Below are 20,909 nucleotides of genomic sequence, written 5' to 3'. Positions count from 1 at the left end.
CTTATAATTCTTTAGCCATAGTTTTGGCTTGTAAAACTACCTGAGGCAATCCTTCCAATTTTTTACCACCTGCTGTGGCAAAAAAGGCTTGACCTCCACCACCGCCTTGGATATTCTTTGCTAAATCTCTGATAATTTTTCCAGCATTCAAATCTTTGCTTTCAACCAAATTCTCAGAAATTACGACTGAAATCTGCGGTTTTCCATCCACATCACAAGCTAACACGGCAAATAATGAATCAACTTCATTTTTTAATTCAAATGATAACTTCTTCAAAGCATCCGCATTGGGCAAAGCAATTTCGCTGATAATTACTGAAATATCATTTTGCTTTTCAGCATTCTTGATCAATTCATCCTTTAAAGCCCCCGCTTGTTTTGATTGCTCTTTTTCTAAAGATTTTTGCAGCTCATTTTTCTCTTTCATCAACTGTTCTACAGCCTGAGCTAAATCTTTCGGACTTTTCAATAAAGCATTTACTTGCTTTAGAATTGCTTCTTGATCTAAATGATATTCTTCTGCTTTCTCTCCTGTCACAGCCTCAATTCTTCTAATCCCAGCAGCTACAGAGGTTTCAGTAGTAATTTTAAACTGACCAATATTTCCAGTAGCTGGCACATGTACTCCTCCACAAAGCTCAACAGAATAATTCGGATCGAATGTTATCATCCTTACAGTATCTCCATATTTCTCTCCAAAAAGCGCCATTGCTCCTTTTGCTTTGGCTTCTTCAATGGGAATATTGCGTTCTTCTTGCTGCGGAATGTTCTCTCTGATCTTCTCATTCACCCTTCTTTCTACTTTCAAGATTTCTTCATCCGTCATTTTAGAGAAATGAGAAAAGTCAAATCGCAACAATTTATCCGAAACTAAAGAACCTTTTTGTTGCACATGGTCACCCAAAACTTCTCTTAAGGCTGCATGCACAAGGTGAGTGGCTGAGTGATTATATACAATTTTTCTTCTGCGATCATTATCTATTTGTGCATGGACTTTAGCATCCAATTGAGCAGGGATTTTATCCACGAAATGCACAATCAAATCATTTTCTTTTTTGGTGTCTAGAACCTTAATGGTTTCGTTGCTAACTTTCAAAATACCGGTATCCCCTATTTGTCCACCGCTCTCAGCGTAAAAAGGCGTTTTATCCAATACTAATTGAATTTGCTCTTTATTTTTGTTCTTCACGGAGCGGTATCGTAATATTTTAGCGTCAGCTTTTACTTCATCATAACCAACAAATTCTACATCTCTGCCTTCGTTCACAATTTGCCAGTCGCCTGTTTCCATTTTAGCTGCTGATTTTGAGCGATTTTTTTGCTCATTCATTGCTTGCTCAAAGCCTTTTTCATCAACAGTTAATCCATTCTCTTTCGCAATCAAAGCAGTTAAATCCAATGGAAAGCCATAAGTATCATACAGTTCAAAAGCCACTGCACCCGAAATAGTCGCATTTCCACTGCTAGACAACTCAGCTTTTATACTTTCCAATCTTTTCAAACCATTTTCCAAAGTTCTCAAGAAAGCAGTTTCCTCTTCCTTGATTACTTTTTCCACTAATTCTTGTTGAGCTTTCAACTCTGGGAAAACTTCTTCAAACTGCTTAGCTAAAATCGGAACTAATTTAAAAAGGAATGGCTCTTTCAAATCAAGGAAGGTATAGCCATAACGGACTGCTCTTCTTAAAATCCTTCTGATAACGTAGCCTGCTTTATTATTGGATGGCAATTGTCCATCAGAAATAGAAAGCGAAATTGCTCGGATGTGATCCACGATTACGCGGAATGCTATGTCAATTTTGCTTAACTCACCATATTTTTTACCAGAAATCTTAGCTAATTCATCCAATAAAGGAGTGAAAACATCTGTATCATAATTAGATTTCTTATTCTGGATAGCCATGCAAATACGTTCGAAGCCCATACCTGTATCAATATGTTGAGCAGGCAATGCATGTAAACTTCCATCTGCTTTTCGGTTGAATTGGATAAAAACCAAATTCCAGATTTCTACCACTAAAGGATGGTCATTATTAACCAAATCCTTTCCCGGGATTTTGGCTATATCTGCTTCATCTCTTAAGTCAACATGAATTTCAGAGGCCGGCCCGCAAGGTCCCGTATCCCCCATTTCCCAGAAATTGTCATTTTTATCGCCTTTGAGAATTCGGCTCTCGTCAATGTGTCCCTTCCAAAAATCATAAGCTTCCTGATCAAAAGGAATACCATCTGCTTTATCACCTTCAAAAACGGTTACATACAATCTTTCTTTTGGCAATTTGAAAATATCAGTCAATAATTCCCAAGACCATTCGATAGCTTCTTTCTTAAAATAATCTCCAAAGGACCAGTTTCCCAGCATTTCGAACATAGTGTGGTGGTAGGTATCGTGGCCAACCTCCTCTAAATCATTATGCTTCCCTGAAACTCTTAAACATTTTTGAGTATCAGTTACTCTTGTGGCTTCTGCAACTTTATTGCCTAAAAAATAGTCTTTAAACTGATTCATACCGGCATTGGTAAACATCAAAGTAGGGTCATCTTTGATTACCATAGGGGCTGAGGGCACTATTTTGTGCTCTTTTTCTTGAAAGAAGTTCAAGAACTTTTTACGTATCTCGCTGGAAGTCATGGAGTAAAGTATTTGTATTTAATGTTTTACTTTAAAAATATTTGTTTATATTTGCCTTTATCAATGAGATTTATCAAAAAATTTGATTTTTGATGAACCTTTGTGCAATTTTGCGGATTAAAGAATCCGAGTACAAAATTAGAAGTTTTTAACGAGTCTAAAACGGAATGGCAAGAATTAAATACTATTACGACACCGAAACTTGCAGATATGAGCGAGTAAAGGTATCAAAGTGGGACATATTTTTAAATTTATTGGGCTTTTTGTCTGTATCATTGATTCTGGCTGTCGGCATTATCATTGTTTATAACGCATATTTTGATTCTCCAAAAGAGGCTCAACTTAAAAAAGAAAATAAAGAACTTCAATTCTATTATGAAATGATGGAAAAAGAAGTGAATAATGTTCAAAAGGTTTTATCCTCCTTACAAGAGAGAGATGATGAAGTTTATAGAAACATTATGGGCGCTGAACCCATTCCTTCGAGCATTAGAGCTGCAGGAGTTGGTGGTGCTGAGCGATACAAAAATATCATTGAAAGCGAGCTAGAAAGAGAAAATCTTATTCTTGATATGATGCAAGAACTCGATAAGGTGAAAAAGCAAATGTATATCCAGACAAAATCTTACGATGAGATTTTGGAATTGGCGGAAAATAAAGAAGAAATGATGGCTTCTATCCCTGCTATCCAACCTATCCCTAATAAGGAGTTAAAAAGATTAGCTTCAGGATATGGTATGAGAATGCATCCTATTTTGAAAGTAGTTCGGATGCATGAAGGTTGCGATTTTTCTGCTCCTCGTGGAACTCCAATTTATTCTACTGGAGATGGTGAAGTAATTAGAGTTAGCAGTACTTTTGGAGGCTTCGGTAAGTTAGTGATAATAGATCACGGTTACGGATTCATTACGAAATACGCTCATATGTCTTCTTTTAATGTGAAAAGAGGAGATAAAGTAAAAAGAGGAGATTGTATTGGTTTCGTAGGAACTACAGGAACTTCTACCGCTCCACATCTTCATTATGAAATTCATAAAGATGGCAAACCTATCAACCCTGTTCATTATTTCTATCAAGATGTATCTGATGAGGAATATGAAAAACTATTAGAATTGTCATCTAGAGAAAACCAATCCCTAGGGTAATCATAAATAAAATATCTAAAATATTAAAGAGCAGTCGAGAGACTGCTTTTTTTAGCCTCATAAATAATGACTAAATCAATTTTCACATTTTTTATTGTTCTTTTGATCCTGTCAGGCTGTAAATCTTTGCAAAAAACAGCACAAAAGGACGATTCGACTAAAAAACAAGCCGAAGTTGACAGTACTCAACAGAAAATTGATACGGTTCAGATTGTTATTAAAGATACTATCCCAACTCAGGAAGAAGTCACCATTAAAATCCATCCTAAAACACCTGACACCATTAGTGTGATTGGAGTTGGCGACATTATGATTGGTACCAATTTCCCCAATGAAGGCTATTTGCCGCCAGATTCAGGAAAGTACATGTTATCATCAGTTGCTCATATTTTAAGAGATGCGGATTTAACTTTCGGTAATCAAGAAGGTGTGATCCTAAATGAAGGTGGAGAAGCCAAAAGTTGTTCTGACCCGTCCGTTTGTTACATTTTCCGAAGCCCAGAACATTTAGCTAGTCATTATGTAGATGCCGGCATTGATTTAATGAGCTTAGCCAATAACCATGCTGGGGATTTTGGGGAAACAGGCAGGAAAAACACCATGCGAGTATTAGATAGTTTAGGCATCCATCATGCCGGTCAATTAACACAGCCTTTCACGATTTTTGAGCATGAAAGAATCAAATACGGATTTGTGGCTTTCTCCCCCAATAACGGAACCCAAAGCATCAATGATTTAGATGCGGCAAAAGGAATCATTCAACATTTAGATAGTTTATCTGATATTATCATCGTGTCTTTCCACGGAGGAGCTGAAGGCAAGAAGTACCAACATGTAACGCGTGAAAGAGAATATTTCTATGGGGAGAATAGAGGAAATGTCTATGAGTTTTCTCATGAAATGATAGATGCTGGAGCCGATATTATTTTCGGACATGGACCGCATGTAGCCAGAGCAATAGAAGTTTATAAAAATAGGTTTATTGCTTACAGTTTAGGAAACTTCGCCACTTACGGTAGATTTAATTTAAGAGGTGCAAACGGCTTGGCTCCTATTGCAAAAGTTTGGATAACAGAAGATGGAAGTTTCGTAAAGGGAAGAATTATTTCTGCAGTTCAAAAAGGTGCAGGAGTGCCTGAAATTGATGTAAATCATGCTGCAGCACAAAAAATAAAAGAATTAACAGAAGCTGATTTTCCAGAATCCAAGATTTTAATTGACCCAGAAGGGAATATTCGCTATATTCAAGACCAATTTTAAATTGGCTTTTAAGGCATTGATAATAATGCTAGTAGTTTTTACAATAATGAGTGAAAATTTTTCAGTAATTTAATTATCGAATTCATATAATAGACTGTGCCATACAAGGAAAAAACCATAGAGAAAAAATACTACACCATAGGTGAAGTAGCCGAACAATTTGACGTTGCCACCTCTTTGATTCGATTCTGGGAGGGAGAGTTTGATATTATCAAACCTAAGAAGAACAGAAAGGGCAATAGACAATTTACCAAAGAAGATATTGAAAATGTAAAATTGATTTATCATTTGGTGAAAGAGAAAGGCTTCACATTGCAGGGTGCTAAAGATATGCTTAAAAATGATTCAAATGAAGTTCGAGACAAAATGGAAATGCTCGATTCTCTAAGAAACATCAGAAATTTTTTAACCGAGATAAAAGAGAATATATAACATTTAGAACAACCAAAACTACCCCATATGAATGCAGAGGAAAAGGCACTTTTAAGCCTGCATTTAATCCCCAAAATAGGTAATATTACTATTAAAAGTCTTATAAGCCATTGCGGTTCTGCTCAGGCAGTTTTAGACCTACCTCAATCCAAACTTTTGAAAATCCCTGGTATTGGTCAAAAAACCATCGATAATATCACAAGCCGAGAAATCACTGATTGTGCCGAGCAAGAATTTGCTAAAGCAGAAAAACAAGGCGTAAAAATCATCAGCTATTTAGACAAAGATTATCCATTTCGCTTAAAGCAAATACCAGATGCCCCAATTCTAATTTATACTAAAGGGCAATTTCCTATCAACAGAAAACAGCCCACCGTTGCAGTAGTCGGCACTAGAAATGCAACTCCCTACGGCAAAAAACTAACTGAGGAAATGATTGAAAAGCTGAGTCCTTTAAAACCTATCATTTTAAGCGGTCTAGCTTATGGAATAGACATTCATGCCCATAGAGCTGCATTAAAGCATCAACTCACTACTTATGCAGTAATGGGTTCTGGAATAGATGTCATTTACCCCTCTGCACATCAATCGACTGCAATGGAAATGCAGAAATCTGGAGGTATTATATCTGAACAATCTTTTGGGGCAAAACCTGATGCTTTTAATTTCCCTGCCAGAAATAGAATTATAGCCGGCATGGCAGATTTGGTAATTGTAGTGGAAGCTGCCAAGAAAGGTGGTGCTTTGATCACCGCAGAATTGGCAAATTCTTATGACAGAGAAGTTGGTGCTTTTCCGGGCAGGATAGGTGATAATTATTCAGAAGGTTGTAACAAACTCATCAAGCAACATAAAGCACATTTGGTGGAAACCGCTGATGATGTTTTGTATATTATGAATTGGGAATTGGAAAATCAGGCAGCCATCAAGCAAAAAGTTCTTGATTTATCCTCACTAAATGAAGAAGAGCAAAGCGTGATGAATACCTTGCTTCAAAACAATAAGGAATTATCAATTGATATTTTGAGCATAAAAAGCCAAATAAATCTTAATCAGCTAGCCAGTATTTTACTGAATCTTGAAATGCAAGGTATTATAAAATCATTGCCCGGGAAGCGATATCAAGTGGCTTAATATTTATTGCACTAACAAGACCGGCACTGATCTATCAGGCTGAATCAATTTTTCTGCAACTGAACCAATTAATAAGTCATCGTCATCCGATTTTCCTTTGATCCCCACTACTATTAAATCAACATAATGCGTTCGGGCATAATTATAGATCACCTTGTCTGAGGGCTGGTCATTAGCATATTCAACCCATGCATTGGACTTTGGTTGCTTAGTGTACTTTTCACGAAAATGATCCAGTGCCTTTACAGCTTTCTTCCTCTCTTCCTCCACTAGCTTTTCAGATTTCTGCTTAACGAATGGAAAATAAATAGCGGGTACTTTATAAACATGGAACAAGCTAAAATTTGATACCGAATCTGGAATGTACTGGTTTAAGAAATTAACTGCCTTCTTTGAATAAGATGAGAAATCGACACACAGCATCACATTATCGAAATTTGGACGTGAAGTTTCGGTAGTAAACAAAATGGATTTATCTATCAACCGGGCAATTTTAGAAGCAAAAATACCCGAACCTGGATTGATCACCTTTTTCCCAAAGACGCATAGATTGTATTCACTAGTATTTATCCAATGAGTCAAATCATCTTTACCTCCTTTACTATGAATCTTTACAGTATAGTTATCTGGCGTCCATCCGACTTGGGCAGCCTTTTCCGTGATTTCATCTTCAAGGATTTCTTCTAATGGCTTATCTAAATCAGGAAATTGAGAAGAAAAATCATCGGTTAGTTCCTGAAGTTCTATGTAATGAGCCAGACATATATTGTCAAATCCCCATACTTTCTCAAGTTGTTTAACTTGTTTTAATACAGTATCGTCCATTTCGGACATGTCCATAAATACAATTACATTCTTCATCCCTCTTTCTTTTTAGTGCCTTTTTCACTCCTTTTTCCTAAAACGGATTTTAATTTCTCTTGATAAGACTCAAAATCAGTTTCTTTATCCTTAGCCAAATTACGAGCGTGCTCTTTCATCAAGCCTTTATACAAACTAAACATCATCAAAATCAAGACAAACGCAAATGGCAAACCTGTAGTAATGGCTGCAGTCTGTAAGGCCGTTAATCCTCCGCCTACTAAAAGTACAGCAGCGACTGCACCTTCCGAAACAGCCCAGAAGATTCTTTGCCCAACCGGTGCGTCTAATTTTCCTCCAGCGGTAATACTATCAATTACCAAAGAACCGCTGTCTGACGAAGTTACAAAGAAGTTAATTACCAAGATAACGCCTATCCCAGAAGCGATCCCAGTTAAAGGAAATTGTTCCAATAACACAAACAAACTAGTAGAAGCATTGGCTACAATCTCTGGTCCAATATCTGCAATTTCATTTAATTGAACCCAAATACCTGTGCCACCAAAAGCGGTCATCCATAAAAATGTCAGTAATGTCGGGACAAGTAAAACGCCAGTAATAAATTCTTTTACTGTTCTTCCTTTTGACACTCGAGCAATAAACATACCTACAAACGGTGACCAGCTAATCCACCAAGCCCAATAAAAAACTGTCCATCCGTTTTGCCAACCACCTTCACCTTCATTCGCATAGGATTCCGTCCAAAAGCTCATGCTGAAGAAATTCTGAATATAATTCCCTAAATTTTGAATGTAGGAATCAAAAATAAATAAAGTTGGACCAACAGCGATTATGAAAATCAGGAATATAGCTCCAATCCTAATATTTAATTCACTTAAATTTTTAACTCCTTTATCAATGCCTGAAAAAACAGAAATTGTAGCCACAAGTGTAATCCCAGCAATTAAAAGTACTTGCGTAGTAACTGTATCCGGAATATCAAAAAGATAGGTCAAACCTGAGTTGACCTGTTTCACACCCAATCCAAGAGAAGTTGCCAAGCCAAACAAAGTAGCCAGCACTGCAATAACATCGATCACATCACCTATCCAGCCATATATTTTATCTCCTAAAATAGGATAAAAAACAGAACGAATTGTCAGTGGTAGTTTCCTAGAAAATGCAAAAAATGCCAAAGACAATCCTACTAAAGCATATATTCCCCAAGCATGCAACCCCCAATGAAGGAAACTAAATTGCATAGCTAGAGAAGCTGCTTCACGTGGACTCTCTACATCCTGAGGAGGGCTTAGAAAGTGATTCATGGGTTCTGCTACACCCCAGAAAATTATACCAATACCCATACCTGCACTAAAAAGCATAGCAAACCAAGAGCCTCTGCTAAATTCAGGCTTAGCATCTTTTCCTCCTAATTTTATTTTACCCAACTTGCTAAAACCGATAACAATACAGAAAATCAAAAACAAATTTGTCACCAGGACAAAAAACCATCCTACATAATTTGATAGCCCTTCTTGGATATCTGCAAAGATTTTTTCCATCGGCTCACCCACTATTAAAGTGACTGTGATAAAAACCACAATCAAGATTGTGGCGGGCCAAAAGACTGGCTTATGAACATCAAAGTACTTACTTAATTTATTCTTCATAGTATTTTCTTCTATTTAGAAATAATAACCAATATTAATATTGAAACGAGTATTGATACTGGGATCAGGAAGCGGAGGATTTAATGCTCCCTCTTCGGTAACGCCTACTGTTTCCCCTACATTTTCTCCTCTTCCAGAACTCAATGCATTTCCACCAAAAGAATCGCTCAACCAAGGCTGATTAATCCCCGAAGCAATATCAAAAAATGTATAAGTATTCCCTGCTGTCACCATAAATCCCAGGATATTCTGGTGGGAATCTACAAATTCATACTCTCTCCCCAAAATTTCAATGCTACCATATTTATGCATATAAGAATAATCATCATAAAAAGTCAAACTTGATATTGGTCCCCAATCCACTTTATATTCATAAGATAAGCCTAGTGAAAAAGTGCTAGCTTGGGAAGCCACTTGATAAGTATTAAATCCGTACGCTCCCATATTGACATGATTTACAGGGTTTCCATCATCATCTAAGCTATTAGGATAGTCGTAGTGAGTAAACTGGAATTTGATTTTTGCTTCTTCTTTCAAAGCATATTGAGAATGAAAGGCTGTTGCCCAGTGACTGAAACTATCGCCAGTATTAGAATTATATATTTCACCAAACTGAGCTGAAAAGCCCATCAGGAACTTACCTTTTTCATATTCGGCTCGAGCATTTAGCTGATTTCTTTCTTTATTACCATTATAACCATCTTCCGGGATTACATCATAAGAATAACGCGCTGAAGGAAAACTGCCATAACCTGGTTCACTCACGCCCCGAGGTTCTGCCATCAAGAAATAAGCAAAATGATAAGTCCAATTTTCATTTTGCCATTTTAATTTAATCCCTGAGTCATAGTCATCTTCCAAACCAAAATAGTAGGGCATATGAAACCACCATGAGTTACCCGAAAACTCTAATGCCCCAAACGGAACTTGCGTTACCCCTAATTGCAAATGAAGCTTATCGGAAAAATCATGAAACAAATATGCCTTTTTTACAAAATGCGTATTAAAACCTGGATAAAAGCGATATTCAAAATCAACCCCTATGTTTTTCGTCTGGCCTTTTGCTTCAAATCTCCAAGTATCCCAAAAGAAACCATTCCTGTTTTCAGTTGGTAAAGGAAAAGTTTCTCCTTCATAAATGGTGTACATAGTATTGAATCGGACTGCCCCTCCGATGATAATAAATGTGGTATCTTTATCATCAATTAGAGCCTGAGAATTGAGGTCAAAGAAAATTGACATTGAAAAGAGCAGCATAATAAAAAATCTAATCTTCATATCTAGATTATTAGAATTGAAAAAATACGCTACCTATAATAATGCATTGAAAAGCAAAATGTTTAGATAAGCACTATTTCACTTACTATTTGGATTAAGTAACTAATTAACTTAAGCTAAGTTAATATTGATTTAATCACAAGAAAATCACAGCTCAATACGGTATTTAAGAGTATTTTGCCTTATTTCGTATTCTTTAAAAATGAACACATGCACAGTATTTTTTCTAACAAAAAAGCCATCATATTTGATATGGATGGTGTTATAATTGATAATATCTCCTATCATATTGAAGCTTTAAAGCAGTTTTTGAAGCAATTTGGAAAAGAAGTTACAGATGAAGAATTCCAAAATCATTATAATGGAAGAACCATTCAAGAAGTAATATTAGAATTAAAACCTGAGGCTGATCATACAGAAGTGATGCGATTGGCAGAGGAAAAAGAGAAAATCTATAGAGATTTATATAGGGCTAATTTAGCCCCAACTTCTGGTTTGATGGAGTTCTTACCTTTAGCTAAAAAAGCAGGATTAAAAATGGCTGTTGCTACTTCAGCCATTACTGCCAATGCAGATTTCACACTAGACGGACTAAATATTAGAGAATATTTCGATGCAGTGATAGACAGCACAATGGTTGTCAAAGGAAAACCAGATCCACAGATTTATTTAAAAGCGGCTGAGGAACTGAATATTTCTCCTGAAAAATGCGTTGTATTGGAAGATGCGCTTGCTGGCATTGAATCTGCTAAAAGAGCTGGAATGGATGTAATCGGTTTATTTACATCCTTGAAAAAAGAAGAATTGCCCGATGGATTATTGATGAAAATCAAGGATTTCCAAGAATTAAATGCTGTCTCTTAGTTCAATTAAACAGAAGTACAATCAGTTAAAAAAATGAAAAACTACATTTCCATCATATTAGCCCTTCTACTCTTAAGTTTTTATTCAGGCTATTCACAGGAGGTTAAAATAGCCAAATTGAAATACAATGGAGGTGGAGACTGGTATGCCAATAAAACTGCTCTACCTAATTTAATTGATTTTTGCGAACAGGAATTAAATGTTCCATTAGATAATAAGGATTATGTAGTAGAAGTAGGCAGCAAAGAGATCTACCAATACCCATATGTTTACATGACAGGTCATGGAAATGTAGTGTTTTCCGATGATGAGGCTCAAAATCTAAGAAATTATCTGATTTCGGGTGGATTTCTCCATATTGATGATAATTATGGACTGGATCAATTTATTAGGTTAGAAATGAAAAAAGTATTTCCTGAATCAGATTTTGTGGAAATACCTTTTGACCATCCTATTTATCATCAAAAATTTAAGTTTGAAGCTGGCCTACCAAAAATTCATGAACATGACGGAAAACCAGCGCAAGGATTTGGCATAATTTATGAAGGACGAGTAGTATGTTTTTATTCTTATGAAAGCGATTTGGGGAATGGCTGGGAGGATCAAAGTATCCATAAAGATCCGGAATCTGTAAGACTGAAAGCTTTGAAAATGGGTGCAAATATTATAAGTTTTGCATTCACACAAGATTAGTATTGAAGCATGTTCTCCTAAAATATTTAGAACAAACTTATTAATGAGAAAAAAATCCATAAGAAAGCTTAATTTTGCAGCCATGATTAAAACTGCCATCAAATCTTTTACGGCTATTATTTTAGGATTGGGTTTATTTTGGGCATGTGAGCCCTGTGGTGATTGCGGACCCGAAAATGCTTACCCTTATTTTAATTTAATTATTCTAAACCAAACATCATTAGATACTTTAGGTGAATATAAAGAAAGATTATCAGATGAGATAAAGGATGTTGACGATGAACTTGATGACCCGGGGAATGCACCAGTAGTCGATTCTTTAAATAATCTTAGAGCAATAAAAGCTGACTCTTTAGCCTTAATTAATGCATTAATTACAACAACAAAAGAAAAAACGATTAGTATAGCCTCAATAAATGGAGAATCTAATCTTTTTGAGAATAGAAATGGTGGAGATAGTTTGAAAAAATTTAGAATACCTATCAATACAAAGCAGACTGAATCTGATTATGTTTTCCAAATAGAATTTGCTGATACTACCCATCAGCTTAAAATAAGCTATGAATTGAACGATACTGTCATCAATAATAAAATCACAAAATCTGTTAAACAACTGGAAGTGATTGAACATCAATTTGATTCATTAAGAGGCCCATATGGTTGCGCACCAATATCAGAATGTATCAGTAATGAGCTTGAAATTTATGTTGAAATATAAATTATTATACCTGATTTTAATTTTTCCATTCGTGATGAATCAAGCCAAAGCGCAAGATTCAACTGCTGTGGAAACAAGTGAATCTGAAAATATTGAAAAGGCTCAAAAACTAAGTGTTGGCTTTGCTTTTGATTATCTAAAACTGCACACTTTACTAATTGATGAAAGCGAAAAATGGGAAGGAGCTATAAACTTTAGAATCTTAGATAAGGTATCTTTAATTGGAGAATATGGCATAGCTGAATTGACCCCTAAAGAAGCCTATAAAAACTCAGAGTATAAATCAGAAGGAAATTATTACCGAATAGGGTTTGATTATCATATGACTGTTATCCCCAACAATTTCCTTTTACTGGGATTAAGATATGCACAATCATCCTTTAACGAGTCTATAAACTATGAGATCGGAAACCCTATATTTGAAAATGAGACAGGGGAACTTATTCGAGAAAACCTCAGTGCTAGCTGGTTTGAATTTGTTTTAACATCTGAAAAGAAAATACGTCAGATCAGAAAAAAAGACATACCTGATTTCCTTTCCATAGGATTTAAATTTCGTTTAAAATCTATTCAGGACTATGATGATTTCGATCTTTTTCAAGTCAAAAACATCCCCGGATACGGCCAGACCAACATCAAATTAAATCCCGAATTCAATCTTTTCATTAAATTTAGAATTCCAGTTTTTTAACAAGACCGTCTCTATAAATAATCCTTAAGATTCCACATAAAACCATAATATGTTGGAACATCTTTGCTTTTAATTAGTTAGAGTGCTATATTAAGTACCTTATCAGGTAATTTTCGGATTAATTCAAAATACAAGAATAGTCAAGTGAGCTCTAAATCACTTATAATCCGAGGCTCTTTTTAATGCTCTATTTTTTTAAATAGCTTTGCATTTCGATTGGTCAATAAGCAAGAAAATTATTTTTTTAATCTAAAAGCTAATTAACTATGAGAAAAATCTACTTACGGGTATTGCTCATCTGTTTTACCCTCTCAATCTTATCTTATGAAAACTTGCATGCACAAGAACGTGTAGTAAGTGGTAGTGTAACGGAGGCTTCGGGATCAGGAATCCCAGGAGCAACAGTCCTAATTAAAGGCACACAAAATGGTGCAGTAACTGATTTTGAAGGCAAATATAAAATCGAAGTTCAATCACAAGATGCAACATTGGTATTCAGTGCCATTGGATACAAAAAGAAACAAGTTAAAGTTGGTTCGAAATCAGTTGTTGATGTAACTCTTAAAGAAGATGTGAAACAGCTAGGTGAAGTTGTAGTAACTGCTTTAGGTGTTGAAAGAGAAGAAAAGGCATTAGGATATTCTGTTCAGCAAGTAGATAGCAGACAGGTATCTGATGTAAAATCCAACAACCCGATGAATGCGTTAGCTGGAAAGCTTTCTGGCGTGTACATAACAGGAAGTGGTAATGGCCCTACTGCATCAGCCAACGTTAACATTAGAGGTACTGCATCCCTTCTAGGTAATAACCAACCATTATATGTTGTGAATGGTATGCCAATCACTAATGACCTTTATAGTTTTGATGATGGTTTGAATGGTTCTACTACAATTGACTTTGGTAATGCATCACAGATTGTTAATTCAGATGATATTCAATCAATTAATGTTCTCAAAGGTCCTGCAGCATCCGCTTTATATGGTTCACGTGCAGCAGATGGTGTTATCTTAATTGAAACCAAAACAGGTGCAGACGCAGATGGCGAATGGGGACTGGAAGTAAATTCCAGTAATATGTTCGAAAGCGTATTAAAGCTTCCTGATTTCCAAAATGAATTTGGATTTGGCGGTGGCGGTAAATATAGCTACCTGGATGGCTCAAATTACATAGGCGATAATGAATACTATGAGGCTTATGGGGAAAACTGGGGTCCAAGAATGAATGGGCAAGAAATCAAGCAGTTTAATTCTAACGGAGAGGCAGTCCCTTTTACTCCAGCTCCAGACAACGTAAGAAATTTCTTCAGAACAGGCTTTACTTCGATCAATAACATTGCGCTGAATAATAGCACAGAAGATGGAGATGCGAGAATTTCCTATACCAATTTAAACAATGAAGGCATAGTTCCAAATACTAATTTGCAGAGGAATACTGTACAAATGAGTGTTGGTAGAAGATTTTTGGATGACAAATTGAAAGCTAGAGTTAATACCATGTATGTAAATTCTAGTTCGGGAAACATACCAAATGCTGGTTATGACGAATCATCATCTGTTATGTATGGCTGGTTGTGGTATCCAAGACAAGTGGAAATTGATGACTTAAGAGATTATTGGGAACCAGGGCAAGAAGGTGTTCAACAGAGATATGTGGAAGATTTATGGGTAAATAACCCTTGGTTGATTGCCAATGAGAATACTAACTCTTTCCAAAGCAGTAGGTTTATTGCTAACACTAAAATAGAATATGAATTCAATAAGAACTTTAGCGCAAGATTTAGATATGGAGCTGATGTCTTAAATGAAGGCAGACAATACAGAAGGGCTCCTTCTACAAAAGGAGTTTTATTAGGTAGCTACCGAGAAGATGAAATTTCATTTTATGAAACCAATGCTGAGTTCTTAGTAGGTTATCACACAGACGTTGAAAATTACTCTGATTTTGACATTGATGTTAAAATAGGTGGTAATATAATGCGCCAAGAGGCAGATAACTTAATAGCTAACAATCCTCAATTAGAGGTTTTTGGCACAGGCCCAAGCGTTTATTCTTTAACAAATGCAAGATCAGGAGTATTAGTTGAATCTCAGAAAACAAGAACAGGAATCAACAGCTTATTCGGAACGTTTACTTTGAGCTATTTAAACAGCTTGTTTTTAGATGCATCTTATAGAAATGACTGGAATAGTACCTTAGTAAGCCCGATCCAGGGTATTGAAAATTCTAATTATAGCTTTGGATACCCATCAGTAGCAGCAAGTGCTATATTATCGGACTTAATTGATATGCCACAGCCATTTTCTTTCGTAAAATTGAAAGGGTCTTATGCTGAAGTGGGAAATGGTGCTCCTCCGTACGCCTTTGGTAATACATTTACTCCTCAAGCAGCCTTCGGTGGTCAAGCAGCTTTTACTACTAGCCGAACAATTGCAGATCCTAATCTTAAGAATGAGAGAACCCGAGCAACAGAAGTCGGATTTGATGTAAGACTTGCAAAAGGCAGATATAGAGTAGATTTCACCTACTATAACATGTTAAGTTTCGATCAGGTGATTCGTCTTCCTATTGCAAGAACTAGTGGATATGACTTTAACTTAACAAATGGCGGTGAGATTAGAAACTCAGGACTAGAATTAATGTTGGCTGCAAGAGTTGTTGAAAATAATGATTTCAGTTGGGATGTTACAGTAAATGCCGGTCGCAATAGAGCTATTGTAGAATCCTTACCAGATGTAATTCAAAGTGGAAGATATTCTATCGTAGCTGACGTTTTCCCAGGTGATGAAGGTGGTGCTGATTTAGAATATGTTGCAGAAGAAGGTAAACTCCTCGGACAATTGTACGGTTTAGGGTTTCAGAGAGGGCCAGATGGCAGAGTAATTCATGAAAATGGCCTTCCTCTAAATACAGAAGAGAAGGTTTCAGCTGGGAGTTTTCAACCAGACTTACGATTGGGTATAAATAACTCCTTTCAATACAAAAGATTGAATTTCAGTTTCCTATTTGATGGCCAAATAGGGGGTAGAATATACAATAGATCTCATGCCCTATATAATACGAGTGGTGCTATCAAGAATAATAACGACCCTAATTTAGCGCTCTCCTCTTTAGAGGGAAGAACCATTTATTCAGTTTCTTATGATGGAAACGGAGATCCGGTTTACACGCTAGAGCAAGAAGGTGGAGTAGTTGGACCAGGTTGGAAACGTGACGGGGATGGTAATTTGGTTGAAAATGATGTTGTTGTACCAATAGGCGGAGCAAATTATACAGGCTATTTCTATAACTTCTATGGTAATGGATTCAACAGAGATAATATCGAAGCCGCTACTCATGACGCTACATATTTCAAGCTTAGAGAATTAAAAATTGGTTATGATTTACCAACAGATTTAATAAAGAATCTAGGTTTAAGCAGTGCTAGAGTATCGCTAATTGGTAGGAATTTACTACTATTTTCAAAAGTACCTACTATTGATCCTGAAACCTATTCAATCAGGAATGGAATCTTTGTAAATGGATTTGAAAGTACTCAGTTACCTTCAACCAGAAGCTATGGTGTGAATATAAATCTAAGCTTCTAAATCATTGACTATGAAAAATTTTAAAAATATTATAGATATGAAAATACTCGAAAAAATAATTTTACTATTTATCGGGGTTTTTGTTTTTACTTCATGCGAAGAATTTGAAGAATTTAATGAAAACCCTAATGAGCCAACTGATGTCTCACCTAGTGTGCTGATGCCATCAGCTATTCGTCAAAGTGTGAATACAATGGTGAATGAATCCTTTTTATTAGGAAATAATATTGCTCAATTGACTTCTAAGACCCTGAGGACAGAAGCGGACACCTATAATTGGAATGCTTTTCCTACATTTTGGGAAGGTCTGTATGGCAGTTTAACTGATGTAAAAGGTGTAGAAACGGAGGCAATTGAAGCTGGTAATGAGCAGCAAGAAGCAGCTGCCATTGTTCTTAAATCTTGGATATTTGCTAATCTTACCAATGCATATGGTGATATTCCTTATTCCGAGGCGATAACAGGTGATGATAATAATTTAACACCTGCTTATGATACTCAAGAATCCATTTATAATGATATTCTTGCGGAATTGGATAGAGCAAGTGATTTATTAGCAAACGGGAGTGGAAGTATTGAAGGCGACATACTCTACAGCGGAGATGCGACTAAGTGGCAAAAACTAGCTAATTCGTTAAGATTAAGATTATTAATGACTGCAGGTGATAAAATCAGCAATGCAGAAAGCCAGTTTAGTAACATAGTATCATCTGGTAATATATTTACATCAAATGATGACAATGCGGTATTAGATTACCTTAATACATTTCCAAATGAATTCCCTCTAATTCCACTAAAAACTGGTGATTTTGATGCCGTTGCCATAAGTGAAACATCTCTAACGGTGATGGAAACTTACGGAGATCCGAGATTATCCAGATATGCGAGACCTGATAACGATGACTACAATAATCCTGAGTTTTCAGGCGCTGTCAGTGGTGCAGGTTCATGCGGAAAATCTGGTTCAAGACTTGGGGCAGCCTATTATAATGATGGAGCACAAACGCTAGCCAGTGATCTAGGAATCGGCAATGCCAATGGTATTATCATGACCTATTCAGAGGTAGAATTCTTATTGGCAGAAGCGGCTGCAAAAGGTTGGATAAATGATGATATAGAAACTCACTATCGAGCTGGTATCGAAGCATCAATGGCGTACTATCAAGTAAACTACACTCCTTTTGGGTATAATGATTTTAATGATTATTACACTAATTCAGGTGTAGCTTATTCTACTGCTACTGATATATGGGAACAAAAATGGTTATCTCTATATTTTACTGGTATGGAACCATTTTTCGAAGTCCGAAGATGGTATGTTGAAAGTGGAAATAGCTTTAATGGTATTCCATTTTTAGATGCTCCATGTGACAATCTAAACAATGACAATTTACCGGTGAGATTTAGATATCCAGGACAGGAGCAAAGCTTAAATTCTGAAAACTATAATGAGGCAGTTGATAGACTAGGTGGCTCTAATGACATCAACGCTTCCATTTGGTTGGTAGAGTAAAAGATCAATAAATGAAATTATGGAAAAGCTCTGTTAATTAAGATAACAGGGCTTTTTTTATATACTTTTTCAAATGTTTTTTATTTTTTGAAACATCAAACTTTCTAGACAGTTTTATTAGTATGGAATCGAATAAAAAATCAGATATGGAAATCAAGTTTATTTATAATAGCACTCAAATAAAAGAACGAGAGGCATTCGGTTATGCAAAATCTTTAGACCAGCATTATATCAATGCTATTGATTTAAATAAAGAATTCTTAACTGAGCGACAATGGGCTGAACTTGCCACTAAACTTGAAGTATCTGTTAAGGAGCTAATCGATGAAAACAATGACTATTACAAAGATGTGTTGAAAGGTAAAGATTTTGACGATCATGACCTTTTACAACTTATGAAAGACCACCCACAGATAATCAAAACACCTATTATTGATTCCGCTAAATTTGCTCGTTTTATTAAATCTCCTTACGATTTCAATGAAATGGATATGGCTTTTGAAGAAATTCAAACCCACCTTGCTAACAAAGGAGAAAGTGATGATTAACTTTTCAATCAGTTTAAAACAAGTAACCCAAGCTCATATTAAGTCCCATAAAGGAAGGCATACTATTAAACGTTGCTCTGTCAGTAGTTACATTTGATATTGCCCTTTTATAAGTTGGCATAATACTCAACGCATATTTATCGGCAAACGGATAACTAATCTCTATGCCTGCAATTCCACTTGCAAAAATATTTTTATAAGACTGTCTGTCATTTTGATCAAAAGTTAACTCATTGATTTGATCGCTTCCACCTCTGATAGTATTCTTCAAAATGAAATCAGCAGTAGCACCTGCCACTAATGCTATATCCAATTTTCTGTCTAGGATCTTATAAGATGCCATCAAAGGAATTGATAAAATCTGAAAATCATTATAAATATCATATTCCGAGGTTAAATTAATTACTCTTCCATCAGAAATTGCAGTAGAACTACTAGCTCCATGAAAAGGATAAAAAAGATCGCTGTTTTTATCCCGAACAACAGCACTACTAATTGAAGAGGATCTGTAATTGCCGAATTGTAAGCCTGACTTTAAACTTAATTTATCATTGATTAGCAGTCCAGCATGTAAACCAACTGTAAAAGAAACATTACTTCTCATAGGAGCAGAACTTAGGTCTTCAACGGCTTCTCTTTCTTGGCTAAACGCAGCGTCAGAACTTTCTCCAGTAGTTCTGCCAGCGGTACCAGGATTATTAAGCGAAGACACTGAAGGGTTTACTGGTGAGGAAGTGATGTCCGCATTAGGGTTAAAACTTCCAGAACCAATATTCACATTAGTATTCCATGCAAGCTCAGATCTTTCTCTTGGCTTTTCTAAATCGCTCACTGCAAAGTAAGAAACCTGTTTCACTTCCATTTCCAATTGAGGTAATTGAATATCTGCAGGAGTTTTGTTTTCAATTTTTGATATTAATTGTGCAATTCTTTCGTCATCTAAAGAAGTACCAACTCCATTACTTTGATCATCATTGACGGGCAATCCAAGCTTATTAGCTTTGTTAAATTTTCCAAAAGAGGCAATTCCAGCAATATGATTTCCTTTCTCTTTTAACATAGCTTTGTCACCTGCTTGATTAGCGATTTGAGGCATTGTTAACACATCATTGTTATTGCTAACAAAATTTTGCGTTTGTTGATTTTCCAATTCAATTGGCGTAAATGCGCCATTTTGATTAGTTTCAAAGGCAAAATCCTGTAAATTAAAGTAGATCGAAACCAATGCAATCAATATCACTGCAGCTGCTACATTTCTGTAAAAGGCAGCCTTTTTCTGCATTTTTTTATTGTCCTGCTTTAAAAGCTCGGCTTCGATTCCTTCCCATACATTATTACCAGGCTGTACCTCAGCATTGGCAAATTTATTACGAACAGAATCGTTGAAATTATCTTTATTGAAATCTTTCATTCCCCCACTTACTTTGCTTTTCTAATTGTTCCATTAATATTTTACGTGCTCTTGCATATTGAGATTTCGAAGTCCCAATATTAATATCCAGCATTTCTGCTATTTCTTTGTGTTGATATCCTTCAACGGCATACAAATTGAAAATCACTTGACATCCAGTTGGCAATTGCTGCACTAGATCCATTAAATCTTCAACCGCCAAATTATCAACTGATAAGGATCCCATTCCTTCTTTTAGATCATCTACGTCTACCATTGGGTAGAGATACAATTTACTTCTTTGATGATTTAAAGCTGTATTAATAATGATCCGTTTAATCCAATATCCAATACTTGATTCACCTCTGAATTTCTCAATATTTTGAAATATCTTAATAAATCCTTCTTGTAAAATATCTTCCGCCTCTTGAGTTGATTTAGAATAGCGCATAGCTACCGCCATCATCCCGGAGGAAAATTGTTGATAGAGTTGATATTGACTCTTTCTGTCACCATTCTGGCAACCTTTTATGAGTTCTTTGGTTCTAGGCATGAC

The 20,909-nt window shown here is 35.9% G+C and carries 17 protein-coding genes; 11 read left to right on the top strand and 6 right to left on the bottom strand.

The genetic code is table 11. The annotated features are described in order from the left end of the window. Position 1: 1 nt before the first annotated feature. Positions 2-2,632 carry an alanine--tRNA ligase gene (alaS, locus tag FTRAC_RS14545; RefSeq protein WP_013455030.1) on the bottom strand — a complete coding sequence of 877 codons (2,631 nt, stop codon included), beginning with the start codon at positions 2,630-2,632 and terminating at the stop codon, positions 2-4. Positions 2,633-2,799: 167 nt separating this feature from the next. Between alaS and FTRAC_RS14540 the strand changes: the two genes are divergently transcribed. From FTRAC_RS14540 to dprA, 4 genes are all read left to right on the top strand, one after another. Beyond that, complete coding sequence (locus FTRAC_RS14540; protein WP_013455029.1) at positions 2,800-3,777, top strand: M23 family metallopeptidase; 978 nt, start codon at positions 2,800-2,802, stop codon at positions 3,775-3,777. Positions 3,778-3,843: 66 nt separating this feature from the next. After that, complete coding sequence (locus FTRAC_RS14535) at positions 3,844-5,037, top strand: CapA family protein (RefSeq protein WP_013455028.1); 1,194 nt, start codon at positions 3,844-3,846, stop codon at positions 5,035-5,037. A gap of 96 nt (positions 5,038-5,133) precedes the next feature. Next, complete coding sequence (locus FTRAC_RS14530) at positions 5,134-5,469, top strand: MerR family transcriptional regulator (protein ID WP_013455027.1); 336 nt, start codon at positions 5,134-5,136, stop codon at positions 5,467-5,469. 27 nt (positions 5,470-5,496) lie between these two features. Continuing rightward, positions 5,497-6,603, top strand: a complete 1,107-nt coding sequence (dprA, locus tag FTRAC_RS14525) for a DNA-processing protein DprA (RefSeq protein WP_013455026.1) — start codon at positions 5,497-5,499, stop codon at positions 6,601-6,603. 3 nt (positions 6,604-6,606) lie between these two features. On the opposite strand, the gene FTRAC_RS14520 is transcribed toward dprA, so the two are convergent. Genes FTRAC_RS14520 through FTRAC_RS14510 form a run of 3 tightly spaced genes read right to left on the bottom strand, consistent with a single transcriptional unit; the run spans position 6,607 to position 10,352 of the window. Continuing rightward, a complete protein-coding gene (locus FTRAC_RS14520) occupies positions 6,607-7,464 on the bottom strand; it encodes a universal stress protein (protein ID WP_013455025.1) in 858 nt (285 codons plus the stop codon). Then, positions 7,461-9,074 carry a BCCT family transporter gene (locus FTRAC_RS14515; protein ID WP_013455024.1) on the bottom strand — a complete coding sequence of 538 codons (1,614 nt, stop codon included), beginning with the start codon at positions 9,072-9,074 and terminating at the stop codon, positions 7,461-7,463. Before FTRAC_RS14515 ends, FTRAC_RS14520 begins: the two co-directional genes overlap by 4 nt. Positions 9,075-9,089: 15 nt before the next feature. Further along, the gene (locus tag FTRAC_RS14510) at positions 9,090-10,352 is read right to left on the bottom strand and encodes a hypothetical protein (RefSeq protein ID WP_013455023.1); all 1,263 of its coding nucleotides are present in this window, start codon (positions 10,350-10,352) and stop codon (positions 9,090-9,092) included. Positions 10,353-10,562: 210 nt separating this feature from the next. On the opposite strand from FTRAC_RS14510, the gene FTRAC_RS14505 reads away from it, so the two are divergent. From FTRAC_RS14505 to FTRAC_RS14475, 7 genes are all read left to right on the top strand, one after another. Continuing rightward, complete coding sequence (locus FTRAC_RS14505; RefSeq protein WP_013455022.1) at positions 10,563-11,216, top strand: HAD family hydrolase; 654 nt, start codon at positions 10,563-10,565, stop codon at positions 11,214-11,216. Between the two features lie 33 nt (positions 11,217-11,249). Continuing rightward, positions 11,250-11,909, top strand: a complete 660-nt coding sequence (locus FTRAC_RS14500) for a DUF4159 domain-containing protein (RefSeq protein ID WP_013455021.1) — start codon at positions 11,250-11,252, stop codon at positions 11,907-11,909. Positions 11,910-11,952: 43 nt separating this feature from the next. Further along, a complete protein-coding gene (locus tag FTRAC_RS14495) occupies positions 11,953-12,627 on the top strand; it encodes a hypothetical protein (RefSeq protein ID WP_013455020.1) in 675 nt (224 codons plus the stop codon). Next, positions 12,599-13,318 carry a DUF6048 family protein gene (locus tag FTRAC_RS14490; RefSeq protein ID WP_041649874.1) on the top strand — a complete coding sequence of 240 codons (720 nt, stop codon included), beginning with the start codon at positions 12,599-12,601 and terminating at the stop codon, positions 13,316-13,318. The genes FTRAC_RS14495 and FTRAC_RS14490 overlap by 29 nt, the downstream gene beginning before the upstream one ends. A gap of 266 nt (positions 13,319-13,584) precedes the next feature. Next, positions 13,585-16,902 (top strand): SusC/RagA family TonB-linked outer membrane protein, encoded by a 3,318-nt coding sequence (locus FTRAC_RS14485; RefSeq protein ID WP_013455018.1) that lies wholly within the window; start codon positions 13,585-13,587, stop codon positions 16,900-16,902. 10 nt (positions 16,903-16,912) lie between these two features. After that, positions 16,913-18,415: a SusD/RagB family nutrient-binding outer membrane lipoprotein gene (locus FTRAC_RS14480; protein WP_013455017.1), complete on the top strand. Its 1,503-nt coding sequence runs from the start codon at positions 16,913-16,915 to the stop codon at positions 18,413-18,415. 146 nt (positions 18,416-18,561) lie between these two features. Then, positions 18,562-18,963 (top strand): arsenate reductase family protein, encoded by a 402-nt coding sequence (locus tag FTRAC_RS14475; protein ID WP_013455016.1) that lies wholly within the window; start codon positions 18,562-18,564, stop codon positions 18,961-18,963. Positions 18,964-18,976: 13 nt separating this feature from the next. On the opposite strand, the gene FTRAC_RS14470 is transcribed toward FTRAC_RS14475, so the two are convergent. Then, positions 18,977-20,374 (bottom strand): hypothetical protein, encoded by a 1,398-nt coding sequence (locus FTRAC_RS14470; RefSeq protein ID WP_013455015.1) that lies wholly within the window; start codon positions 20,372-20,374, stop codon positions 18,977-18,979. Further along, entirely contained in the window at positions 20,358-20,906 is a 549-nt protein-coding gene (locus FTRAC_RS14465) for an RNA polymerase sigma factor (protein WP_013455014.1), read from the bottom strand. The genes FTRAC_RS14470 and FTRAC_RS14465 overlap by 17 nt, the downstream gene beginning before the upstream one ends. Positions 20,907-20,909: the final 3 nt, after the last annotated feature.

The sequence above is a fragment of the Marivirga tractuosa DSM 4126 genome, assembly GCF_000183425.1.
GTDB classification, from domain to species: Bacteria; Bacteroidota; Bacteroidia; order Cytophagales; family Cyclobacteriaceae; genus Marivirga; species Marivirga tractuosa.
This window is presented reverse-complemented; position numbering and strand designations above follow the sequence as displayed.

Bases quoted from the DNA above. Each gene is read 5' to 3' on its own strand.
- FTRAC_RS14485 (WP_013455018.1), top strand. From the start codon at position 13,585: ATGAGAAAAATCTACTTACGGGTATTGCTCATCTGTTTTACCCTCTCA.
- FTRAC_RS14540 (WP_013455029.1), top strand. From the start codon at position 2,800: ATGGCAAGAATTAAATACTATTACGACACCGAAACTTGCAGATATGAG.
- FTRAC_RS14520 (WP_013455025.1), bottom strand. From the start codon at position 7,464: ATGAAGAATGTAATTGTATTTATGGACATGTCCGAAATGGACGATACT.
- FTRAC_RS14515 (WP_013455024.1), bottom strand. From the start codon at position 9,074: ATGAAGAATAAATTAAGTAAGTACTTTGATGTTCATAAGCCAGTCTTT.
- FTRAC_RS14490 (WP_041649874.1), top strand. From the start codon at position 12,599: ATGAGCTTGAAATTTATGTTGAAATATAAATTATTATACCTGATTTTA.
- dprA (WP_013455026.1), top strand. From the start codon at position 5,497: ATGAATGCAGAGGAAAAGGCACTTTTAAGCCTGCATTTAATCCCCAAA.
- FTRAC_RS14475 (WP_013455016.1), top strand. From the start codon at position 18,562: ATGGAAATCAAGTTTATTTATAATAGCACTCAAATAAAAGAACGAGAG.
- FTRAC_RS14470 (WP_013455015.1), bottom strand. From the start codon at position 20,374: ATGAAAGATTTCAATAAAGATAATTTCAACGATTCTGTTCGTAATAAA.
- FTRAC_RS14480 (WP_013455017.1), top strand. From the start codon at position 16,913: ATGAAAAATTTTAAAAATATTATAGATATGAAAATACTCGAAAAAATA.
- FTRAC_RS14500 (WP_013455021.1), top strand. From the start codon at position 11,250: ATGAAAAACTACATTTCCATCATATTAGCCCTTCTACTCTTAAGTTTT.
- FTRAC_RS14495 (WP_013455020.1), top strand. From the start codon at position 11,953: ATGAGAAAAAAATCCATAAGAAAGCTTAATTTTGCAGCCATGATTAAA.
- FTRAC_RS14535 (WP_013455028.1), top strand. From the start codon at position 3,844: ATGACTAAATCAATTTTCACATTTTTTATTGTTCTTTTGATCCTGTCA.
- alaS (WP_013455030.1), bottom strand. From the start codon at position 2,632: ATGACTTCCAGCGAGATACGTAAAAAGTTCTTGAACTTCTTTCAAGAA.
- FTRAC_RS14510 (WP_013455023.1), bottom strand. From the start codon at position 10,352: ATGAAGATTAGATTTTTTATTATGCTGCTCTTTTCAATGTCAATTTTC.
- FTRAC_RS14465 (WP_013455014.1), bottom strand. From the start codon at position 20,906: ATGCCTAGAACCAAAGAACTCATAAAAGGTTGCCAGAATGGTGACAGA.
- FTRAC_RS14505 (WP_013455022.1), top strand. From the start codon at position 10,563: ATGCACAGTATTTTTTCTAACAAAAAAGCCATCATATTTGATATGGAT.